At 39.3% G+C, this 11,437-nt stretch carries 5 protein-coding genes; all 5 read right to left on the bottom strand.

All coding sequences use genetic code 11. The features are described from left to right. Positions 1-649 precede the first annotated feature (649 nt). The gene (locus CQ022_RS07975) at positions 650-1,285 is read right to left on the bottom strand and encodes a hypothetical protein (RefSeq protein ID WP_105680906.1); all 636 of its coding nucleotides are present in this window, start codon (positions 1,283-1,285) and stop codon (positions 650-652) included. A 270-nt stretch (positions 1,286-1,555) separates the two neighbouring features. Further along, on the bottom strand, positions 1,556-2,098 hold the full coding sequence (locus CQ022_RS07970) for a hypothetical protein (RefSeq protein ID WP_105680905.1): 543 nt from the start codon (positions 2,096-2,098) through the stop codon (positions 1,556-1,558). A 22-nt stretch (positions 2,099-2,120) separates the two neighbouring features. Next, positions 2,121-5,522, bottom strand: coding sequence for a DUF6443 domain-containing protein (locus tag CQ022_RS07965; RefSeq protein WP_123864405.1), 3,402 nt, complete (start codon positions 5,520-5,522; stop codon positions 2,121-2,123). Between the two features lie 20 nt (positions 5,523-5,542). Then, positions 5,543-8,968 (bottom strand): hypothetical protein, encoded by a 3,426-nt coding sequence (locus CQ022_RS07960; protein ID WP_105680903.1) that lies wholly within the window; start codon positions 8,966-8,968, stop codon positions 5,543-5,545. Positions 8,969-8,984: 16 nt separating this feature from the next. After that, on the bottom strand, positions 8,985-10,625 hold the full coding sequence (locus CQ022_RS07955) for a T9SS type A sorting domain-containing protein (RefSeq protein WP_105680902.1): 1,641 nt from the start codon (positions 10,623-10,625) through the stop codon (positions 8,985-8,987). Positions 10,626-11,437: the final 812 nt, after the last annotated feature.

Raw genomic sequence — 11,437 nt, 5'->3', positions numbered from 1 at the left:
TTCCGAAGGGGCTATACCCCCTTGGGTAAGAGGGTAGGCGGACTAGGATAAGGGGCTCTGGAGACTTCTGAAGAGGTTTCAGACCTTTATATATGTGGGTCGGGACGGTTACTGTACTGTCTGGATAGGGTTGAGAAGAGGGGTAGGGTAAGTGTATTGTTGGAATTGTAAATGTTGAATAATTAATGCAAATTATATACATGATGTCTTTGTCATTCCGTAGGAATCTAGCCTACCACTTAGATTTGCAGTAGAAATTTAAGAGGGACAAACTTGGTTTGTTGTAATGACAAAAGGATTCATCATCTGGTTTTAGTCCAAACTTCAATAGATTGTTGAGATTCCTACGTAATGACAAGCTATGTGGGCAAGGTAAGTGCATTGTTAGAATTGTAAATGTTGAATAATTAATACAGATTATATACATGGTGTCTTTGTCATTCCGTAGGAATCCAGACTCTTACTTTGATTTGCAGTAGGAATTGGAGAGGAATAAGCTTGGTTTGTTGTCATCTAAAGTTTAAAAGTAGCAAAACTTATAGTATAAACAACCCCTTACATAAATGCAAGGGTTGTTATTTATTCTAGCGTGGATACGAGCAGCATGCTCGCGCCAGCGGGAGGAATTTGATCAATTTTACATTGATAGTTATTCCTCTTCATCCTGATGTATTTCAATCTTTCCCTCTTTCATAAGGAATCTGTATCCTAAAGGTATTGCTAGATATTTTAAAATATCAGGCCGGGCAAAAGCAATATGATAAAAGTGAACCATTTTCAATGATTTAATATCGTTGTTATAATCATCTGTGATAAGGTACCATCCACTCTCATCCTGAGGAGAGTCATATCTTATTCCTTCGATATCTTTTCCTTCATAGACACCATCTGATATAACTACTGACTGATTGAAGTTCGGAAAAAGAGGAATAAGATTTTGCTGCCAACATACTTCACTTTGTTCTCTAGCAACCGAAATTGCCGTATCACAGCCTTTATTAAAGTCACTACCGTCAGAGTTTGCTTCATATAGATCATAATAGTTCTCTTCATCCAACCTAAATTGTAAAAGCCATGAATAATAGCCAATATTTTGATTTTCAGAAATAATAGGTTTGCTATCTACAATATAATCTATAATGTATTTAATAACATCTATATAGTTTTCCTGTTGATTTTCACCAATGGTAACTCTAATTTCTTTAGAAATATAAGAATCTAATTCTTTTGTTTCCACATAAAGATTATCTACTACATTTATTTGAATTCCTTTATATATTATCATATTTTTTAGTCAATTATGTTTTTTAGATTACTACTAGACAACCGAGTCATAAGCACTTGCTTTTAACCACTAAAACAATATCTCTAACATTTCCCGAAGATCTCTGCCAAACTCTAATCCGAAAGGATAAAAATGATTAGTTCTGTCTATTTTCAGGTTTCCGGAAGCATCTTTGTAATACGCTAATCTGATGTTTCCTACCTGATCGGAAAGTGCTTTGTTAAAATTTAGGGTATTGAAACCAATACCCTAAACATATTAATTTAATAATTAGTTAGCTTTCCACTGCTGACCACCATTAATTAAAGTAGCGTTATTTTCTTCTATCCACTTAATAGCTGAATCTGAATACAGAAAAATGTCTCCCTTTGGGTATTTATTCAAGAATTCCTTTCTAAATTCTTTTATAAAATGATCACACCATTCAATAAACTCATTTGACTTTTTTTCTAAAACATCTTGTTTGTTATAGTAATCTTTTACATAATAAAATCTACCTCGTTGTAAAAAATTTTTATCATATGGATAAAATCCTCCTAAATTAAACTGCAACAAATAGCTTTCGTCAATGTCAAAATATCTTTTGCCATCATCGGTAGATAAAACAACTATTTTCTCTAAGAATTCAGAAGAGGAAAAGTATACCTGAAATATATCATCTTCAACAATTGGAAGTTTTTCTGAAATTGAAACTTCAGATGTTGGAGTTATATCTTTTTTAAGAATTACTGCAACTTCTTCCTTTTTAATTAACTCATTTATTTTTTCGTGTTCTAGGTGAGTGATGAAGAAGTTTAATTGTTTCGAACTCATAATTTTGTATTTCTTTATTTACTTAAGGTGCTATTTTTCCAGCACTACCTACCTCTTTAGGTGCGTTGTAAGGGACAAATTCAGGTCGGATTCCTGTTTCTGCCTCAATATCATCCAAGGCCTTTCTCTCTCGTGATACTGGTGTTCCATTTTTATTCTGTTTTCCTATCTGTACTTGCTTAACTTCCCCTGTCTTAGGATTTTTGCCTTGGACATCAACAAATCTTTTTGATTTGCTACCATTTGGAGTCCTTACCAAAACTTCCCTGTCAATTTCAGTAAATCCATCTTTTTCTAATTGCCTTTCTACTTGTTTTGCTGTTTCTTTATGGGCTGGTCCTCCTGCTTTCCCATAAGGATTTGGCACTTTCCCCATGGTTGTTTCTGCAATTCCCGCATTGGCTTCTGCTCCTGTAAAGATTCCTTTCATTGCAGCCCAAACCCTTCCTAGAAAACTAGTACCCTGTGCAGCCCTAACTGTTAATACAACTTCCTCAATCTCAAAAATAGGTGCGGAGATTATTAAAGTGTTCAGTTCCTGTATTGCATCAGCATGTTCTCTTAATCTGGAAGCTTCAACACTTTGTCCTCGCGCATCAAGACTGTTAGCTCGTTTTAACCTTTCTTCATAAACCTTTGCTGCATTCATTGGTAAATGCTCCAATCCTTCCAGCTCTCTTCCATCAACAACCCTGTTTTCAGAGAAGTTATAATGAGATTGGTAAGCATACTTTTCACTCAGCGGATCTACATTAAAGAACCTTGCCATCCCGGCATCATAGTTTCTCCATCGATAAGAACTCCATTTGGTGTCAATCTGGTTTTCCTGTCCCTGAGTAGAGTACCTATAGCTTGAGGTTACCGTACCATTAATATTAAAATCACCACCAAACTCCAATCCGAAAGGATAAAAATGAGTAGTTCTGTCTATTTTCAGTATACCGGAAGCATCTTTGTAATACGCAAGTCTGATGTTTCCTACCTGATCGGTATAATGGTAAATATACTTATTCTGAACGAAGTCATAGTAACCTTCTGAGGTTGGCACAAAGCTTAATACCTCATTGGTATACTGAAATCCATCTAAATAATCTGTTTTGCTGACGGCTTCAATCTGTGCTCTGCCCGTTCCATACGTGTAAACTTTTCTTAGCTTGATCCCCGCAGCATTATACAGGTATTTTGTGTTGAAGTTGTAGGTATTTACAAAGTCATGACTATTGTATAGTCTATTAAATTTTATGGAGTTGGGAAGATTAAGGTAATTATAGTCTATCTGCAGGATCCCTCTATCCTCGTGGCTGATCATATTTCCGTTACCGTCATAAGGAATTGCAGTGGATACTGAAGCCGGATACCCTGCATAATTACTTGAAGCATCACTTATCGTATTTACCCTGTTCCCGGTGTACGTATAAGTAAGATCATCAATCAGCTGTGCCCCAAACCCTGTTAAAAATCTGTTTCTTCTAAGGGTTTGGATATTCCCGTTTACGTCATAGGTGAGGGATTCGTTGTAATAATTATTCCTGGGAACGGTGGCATTGGGTTCAGAATACATTCCCTCTTTCAGCCTTTCTAAGCCATCATACTGGTAATTATACCTTCTGAATGTTCCGGTATCTGCACTTGACCAGTCTATTTCTGCAATATTCCCATTGTATTTCCCGGGAGACACTGTAGAATACACGGGATTATGGTACTTCAGCTCATAGGCAAAAAGTTTTCCGTTTAAGCTGGTGGGATCATTTACTTTGGTAAGCCATCCACGGATATTGTAGGTTTGATCTATCGACTGTAAAGGAATACCATTGGTATTTCCTGTTTTTTTATTGATAAGCTGTCCAAGATCATTGTAGGTGTTTTCTGCCAGCAATTCTTCCATTTGGCTGTTCACCTTGTGATAGTGTTTCAACAGTCTTTTCTGATCATCATATACAAATCTTTCCTGGATGGTAACCTCAGCATCGGAAGCCCCTTTTTTGTGATAGGTATAGCTTTCATCTACAGCCCCGGAAAAATCAAGCCTGAATTCCTTTTTTGTATATCCACCCAGGTGATTCCTGCTTTTCTCTGCTACTTTTTCCCCTTTGGTATTGTAATAGAAATAGGTTTTCGTCCAGTTGTCATCCTCTATGTTCTTCACATAAGACGCGGTGGGCAGACCTTGGGTATTGGCTCCTCCGTTAAGCGCCTTGTCTTCATTAATTACATATTGATCAAGGATTTTTGCAGGAGGAAACTCTTTAGTATCTCTTGGATAAAAGTCATAATAATGAACAGACAAAAGCGTCTGGAAATTGGTAAAAAGCGTATTGGTATAATACACGACAATCCCGTTTTTGCTAAAACCTGCAGCTGTTGGGGTTTCGCTGATAACAAGATTGGTAATCTGTCCTTGCAGATCTGCACGGCTTCCTCCATCAATAAGTCCGGTATAGGCAACACGTCCCAGAGCATCATATTTGGTCAATAGCCATTGTCCTTTATTTTTCAGGTTCACATCCTGGGTAAGAACCGGACGGTCAGAAGCATCATACACCACAGATTCCCAATCATCCCTTCCGGGCAGTCTTTTTTCCACCTGCCTGTATTGGCCGTCGTAGCGGTATTGATAACAAAGGCTGTTGACAATATCCGTGGTAACCACATTGTTATTCTGCTCAATTTTCTTTACTGCTAAAGCAGGAATGACGAATGCTTTCTGCCCGTATTCATTGTAGACATAATAGGTATCAATATTTTGGGTTCCATCTGTTCTACGCACCAGTACCGTCTCACCACGTCCGTTCTGAAACTCTATGACAGGAGTTCCGTCTTCATCGGTTACGGTATTCTTGTACAAAGTTCCCGGAGCATAAAACTCACTGCCCGGCACTATGGATACGGAAGAAATGGTTTTGTTATCTGTTCCAGATGTAGCCGTGGTTGTACTCGTGATAAATTTCTTTACCTCACTTCCCAGATTTACTTCATAGGTATATTTCCGGGTATGCCCATTGCCTATCTTCCAGGGATCACCTGGCTGAGCCAATTGCTTTAACCTGTCTAATGGAGAATTTTCTATCTCCTTTTCCGTATAGGCATTAGCTGTTCCATAATAAGAATTAGCCACAGTTTCATTGGTAATCCCGGTATGGATGGCTGAATTGAGGGTATTGGCAGGAACAGGCAGAATATCCTTTACCTGTCTTCCAAAGGCATCATAAGTAATGGGAGTCACCAAATCTTTTCCTGTGGTGGTCGCCTTTACACTGACCATTTGCTTGGGTCGTCCTAATCCGTCAAAATAGGTAAGGGTTTCTATCTTTTTGCTGCAGTCACCGCTCAGGCAGGTTTGGGACTGTATATAGTTTTCGGTGGTACTTTGTGCAGAGGTCAGCATGACTATCAACAGCAGACCTAATAGGTGTATTTTTTTCATGGGTGTTTTTTTATGGGTGCTTACTGTTTATAGTGATACCTGAATTCTTTCACCACCTTATAGCGGTAGGTTCCGGTATTGTCCCTTTCCCTTACCTGAACCTGTTTCAGTCGGTTAGCGCTGTCGTAGACATAGAGTTCCCTGATTCCTGACGGCGGGGTTATGGTGGTTACCCCAACCAAAGGATCATAGGTATACTTGGTCACCATTCCTACAGGCTGAAAGGCATCAAGAGCCTGTAATAACTCAGCTTCTTTGGTGGGATCTGCTGCATCTTCATTGGACTTCGCTACAATAGTACTTATCATTCCTTCGACCTGGTTGTATGAGGCTCCTATAATTTTTGCAATCGGCTTGGTCTTGTTATAGCCCCAGACAATACTTACCGGAGTACCATCTTTTTCTCTGTACTGGAGAATATTGCCCTTTTCATCATATTTTTCATAGGTAACCTCCTTTGAGGAAATAGTAGGGCTTAATGCATCATAAGAATATTCAGCTAATGGAAGCACTAAATTTCCCGTGGTTGCATGAGGCAAGGCGGTAGGATAAACCGTTTCTTCATGGGAGGTCACTTTGGTGATATTATTTGCTGTTTGCTGTGTTTGAGTCTCTAAAGGGATACCCACCATATTTTTATCCATCATCAGCTGATTGTTTTTCTCATGGGCGTACTGATGCGTTTTCTCTGCAGTGGACAGGTCTGGAAAAATTGTTTTTTCACTGGTCAGTTGATGGTGCTGGGGATTGGTGTAGAAATACTGGGTTTCTGTTTTCATGGCATTTCCGTTGAGATAATCTGTTGTTTTCTGGGACTTCAGATACTCGAAATGAGAGATGTTTTTGTATTGTATAATATCAAGGTTATCCAGTTTATCTTCATAAGTAATCAGGCCTACAGGCTTACCAAAACAAATATCATTATACGTTTGAGTCACATTTAGAGCTCCTGATGCCTGACAGTTTTTATATCCATCTGCAGCTTGGTATTGGTGAGCATGATTGGCAGTACAATGGGTATAGGAAATCGTTTTTACCACATCCTCTGCCGTACAGAGTTTTGTCTCATTCTTTGTGACAGGATTATCATAATTTTTTCTGATCGAAAATCCATCCACCTGATATTTTCTGCTGTTATCTTCTTCATAATTCATCTCTACAGTGCGTACCAGATTGCCTCCTGAGTCCATATACCTGGTCAGAATTTCCCGTCCATTATTCCATCCAAAGTTGGTCCATACAGAGTTTCGGATATTGTCCCCATGAATTACTTTTCCAAAACCATCTGAACTGGTAGAATATTGATGAATAATATTAGATTTTCCTTCTACAATTTCCTGCACCGTTTTATAAAATACATTGGGATGGGTAGCAAACAGTTGGTTGATATTGGTAGAAGTTACCATCGTATAGGGAAACCTTTCTACTCCTGTAGGTACAGAGCCACTGGGTAGGTTGGGGTTATTTGTACTACAGGTTCTTGTATAGAGAAGCTGTTCCTCAAATGCAGGGGTTCTCAATACAACGGCTTCCGTGTTTTGTTCATTCAAATCACGGTAAACAAACTTTCTGGTAGTTGCCATCCCGTTTTCTGTTGCATCTGTAATTTTGGCAATCCGTAGGCCGCCAATGGGGCCTTCTTTGTCTCCGTAAACAGCTTCTTTAGTGGTATAACTTGCGGATGCTGTAGAACGGGTACAAACAAAAAGCGTCCAAAGTTTAAGAGTTAAAGGCTCGTCTTTCTGAACATGAGCGAAAAGACTTCCTCCATTATTAGTAGGGAAAGTAACCGAATTCCCTGCATCAGTAACAACTCCGGTAGGACTTTTAAAATATAATGGAACCGCTTGGCCATTAGGTTTAAGCAATGAAACGATAGCCCGGTGTTTTCCAGTAACCTGCTCAGAAGGATCACACGAGCTGTTAAACTGGGCACTTCCCCCCAGGCTGATATCTTCTGTTTTCAAGGGAGTAAAAACCATTGTATTTTCAACATGAACATTATTATCATCTGCTGTCGCCTTAATCTGAAGCCCGGTTCTTTCAGAGGGGCTGAGCAGTACATTTTTCTCTATCGCGGTGTGATTTTCATAGAAAAGCTCTGTTGATCCTTTCGTGGGATAAATAATCTTTTGAAGAATACCTATAGGCGTATGTTGTGGACTGACTGGCTGCGATGCCCCATTGTAGGAACTCCACAAGGATACTTCATATATTGAAGGAACCAGATTGGTATTGCCGATGGTACCATTATAATATCCCCAGCTATCCCTGCTGAAGGCAAGCCTTTGAGGAAAAACATCGGGTAAGTTATATTCAAATCCATAGGTAGTATTTAACACACTGTCTACTACGGAAGTAAGAAACAGACGGTTATTCGCTGTAAGATTGTAATTGAGTGTCACATCATTGATGATATTGCCATTAACCTTTTTGGTAACTTTTTGCAGTCTTTTATAGTCTCCACTGTCTCCAGATTGCAGATAATCAAAAATAATTTCTCCATAGGAAGGATTGTTACTGTATATTCTTTTGATTTGTTTCCCAGCCACCGTCTGATTATGGCTGATCAGTTCACTGACCTGGGGATAACGAATAAATGCCGGATTTCCACAGCTGGATGTCATAGGGCCCGCATTAGGAGAAGTATAAGATAAGGTTTGGGATTGGCTCATTGTAGCCGTATACCCACCATCTACATTTTCGATAAATACGGTTTCTCCACTGGAAGTATCTTCAATTTTTGTCAGATACCAGGCTGTGGTAGAAACGGATATCAGGGAATGTCCCGCTCCGGCAGTACGGTTGGAAGTTGTTTCTTTATCTGTAAAATAATATTTAGTTCCATTATCTACCGTTATGGTAAAGGAATTCCCTCCACTTGTACCCTCAATCACCACATCTTTTTGAGAATAAATAACCGGGATTCCTTTTTTATCAAATACAAATTTAATCTGTATTCCTCCAAAATTGGCCATATACAAATCTTGTTCGGTATCTATATCATCGAAAGAAGCATCCTGGAAAAACTGCATAGCCGCAGTGGTATTAGTACCCAAATCACCAATATTGGTTGGAATGTTTATATTGGATTGGTTGTCCTCATCCGGAAGATCGCGAATAATTCGGGTGATTACGCCTCCGGAAGTAAGCGTCCAGCCCAATCCTGTAGAGCCGTTCATATCGTCTACTTTAATTCCATTGGAAAAATAATTAAGTCTGATGGGAATATTGATATTTTCAGTGGCAAAGGATGTTATAGGGATGTCTACATTGGCGTTCCCTGTAAAAAGACTTACCGGAAGGTTTCCAAATGCTCCCAGTTTATAGGATTCCGAAGAAGGTGGGATGATATTAGGAAGTGTTGACTGTTTGCTGCCCGTAGTTTGTGCTAATGCAGTCCCAAGGGATAAACAGAAAAATAAACTGCTTATATTTTTTTTCATGATTGTGTTTTTATGGTTATTGTTTAATCAGTTTGGCATTCGCCGTTTTGTTGGTATCCGTTTTTATTGTCACCAGATAGGCTCCCTGAACCAAAGCCTGGGTATTGATCTTAGTTACTTTGTTTGTGGTTTTCAGGTTTTGAAGCTGTCTTCCAGACATATCATACAACAGAATGTCAGCATCCTTGAAATCAAAGCCGATTTCAACATAAGCATAATCAGATACTGGATTTGGATAAATCTTGATGTCGTATTTTTCAATAAGCTGATCCACTTGTTGATCGCCCAGCTTTACAATCTTCCAGTTTTCTTTCCCCAGTTCTTCTGCACTGGTTCCGGCCAGAATAATAGAGCCGTCTCTGTTCAGCTTTATGTCGGAAAGTCTTTCCTCTTTTTGTCTCGATTTTCCATTCACGTGTTTTCTCCATGCTTCGTTCCCTAACTGGTCAATGTACAGGAGCCAAAATGTTTCATCATCCTTTTCTATTCTTCCTTCAGCCTGAGTATACCCTCCCAGCAATATTCCTTTGGTAAAATCTTGATTCTTGGTTCCTGCATCTTGGCTCTGAATCACACTCATTCCCATCAGCACATCACGGTTTCCAAAATTGTAGGACTTCTGCCATTGTTCTTCGCCCCTTTCATTTAGGGAAATCAGCCAGAGGTCTGTTCCTTCTTCCAGGCCTACCGTTTTATTCCCGGATCTTTCTGATCTGGATTCACCCCCAATCACAAAGCCATTTGAAGTCAACGCCAGGGTTCTGATATGATCATCAGCTTTTCCTCCAAAGTTCTTTTCCCATTCTACTTTTCCGTTTTTGTCGAGTTTGACAATCCAGTAGTCGCCTTCACCGAAGTTGTCGCTTTGCTTTGAGGTTGCAGATAACAGGGTATGGGTTGCAGGTCTGTCAGACGGAATATTAGTGTTGATCGTTGATTGCTGATTATTTGTTTTAACAGATGAGCTTCTTGAGTAAATTCCCAGTAAGGCTCCTCCGTCACGGGTGGGAATCATTTTTTCGACTTCATCTAACCCTTTTCCCCCTAGAATTAATTGAGATAATTCTTTTCCGTCTTTGTCGAGTTTTGTGACAGTAATATCTTTTGAACCATATCCTTCTTGAGCGGAGACGAAGGATCCGGCTACAAAAAATCCTAAATCCGTGGTTTGAATCACCGCTCTGGCTTCTTCATCAGAAGAACTTCCCAAAGTTTTCTGCCATAATTCATCGCCAAATTCATTGATTCGGATCAGCCAGATATCGGATCCTCCTTTGGAATCTTCTTTTTTATCCAGTCCTTTTCCTGAATACGATGTTCCGGCTAATAAAAATCCGCCATCCTGAGTGGTGACAGTTGCGGATAAATAATCATGGTTGAACCCTGAGAAATATTTCTCCCAGACTTCCTGTCCCTGCTGATTCAGTTTTACCAGATGAAAATCGTAACCGTTGTTTTGCTTACTTCCAGCCTCCAGCTTTCCGCTTCCTGACGGTATAGAACTTCCGGTGATCAGATATTGCTGATCGATGGTGGTAGTGACCTGGCTGAGAAAATCCTGAGTGGAGGATTTGAGGTCTTTCTGCCACACTACTTCCTGAGCGGATACGCCGAGGATTGTGCATAGAGTGAATGCACTGAGATAATTTTTTTTCATTCCCGTGTTTTTTTAAGTTAACATAGTTTGTCCTGATAGATCATGGTTAATCCAATTCTTTTTTATTATTTTTTTTTGAGAATCAGATGCTGTTATAGGCTCAGAAATATTTCAAAACTATTTATAATAATATTCTTTAGGGGTGAAAAATATTGTAATTTATGTGCATAAATCGGATGTTAATATGTACACATTAAACTGATTTTGAGTATTTTGAAAGGTGTTGAAGAATATCCGCTGAATGGATGTAACTGACTAAAAAAATTATAGTTATTGCTTTTTACCCCTAATGGGCCGATGGTAAAAATCTGACCTATTTGTATGAAGGTTACTTTGGTATATGCAAAAATATTTTCGTGAAGCAACAGCATGTCTTGTACTATTTAAAAACATCTGGTTTTTTATGACTATTAAATTTTTAAAAGAGAAATTATTGGAAGCAGTCATACTAGTAAACCTCTTCATTTTCTGCATAAGGAAATATGTGATTTTTTTAACAAAAATGTTCCTTAAAACGGCTTTACCCTCTTCGGAAGTCCCTCCAGCCACTTCAATAAGCCTCTGGAGGGACTTCCGAAGGGGCTCCACCCCCTTCATGAAGGGGCTATACCCCCTTGGGTAAGGGGGTAGACGGACTTGGATAAGGGGCTCCGGGGACTTCTGAAGAGGCTCCAGCCCGTTATGTAAGTGGCTCGGGACGGTTGCTATACTGCCTGGAGAGGGTTGGGAAGAGGGTAGAGGGGGTAAAATGTTATTATAAAAAGCCATTTCACTATCCATGCAGCTTCATCAGTAGCACAGCGACTTTCCTT

This window comes from Chryseobacterium culicis, assembly GCF_002979755.1.
GTDB classification, from domain to species: domain Bacteria; phylum Bacteroidota; class Bacteroidia; order Flavobacteriales; family Weeksellaceae; genus Chryseobacterium; species Chryseobacterium culicis_A.
This window is presented reverse-complemented; position numbering and strand designations above follow the sequence as displayed.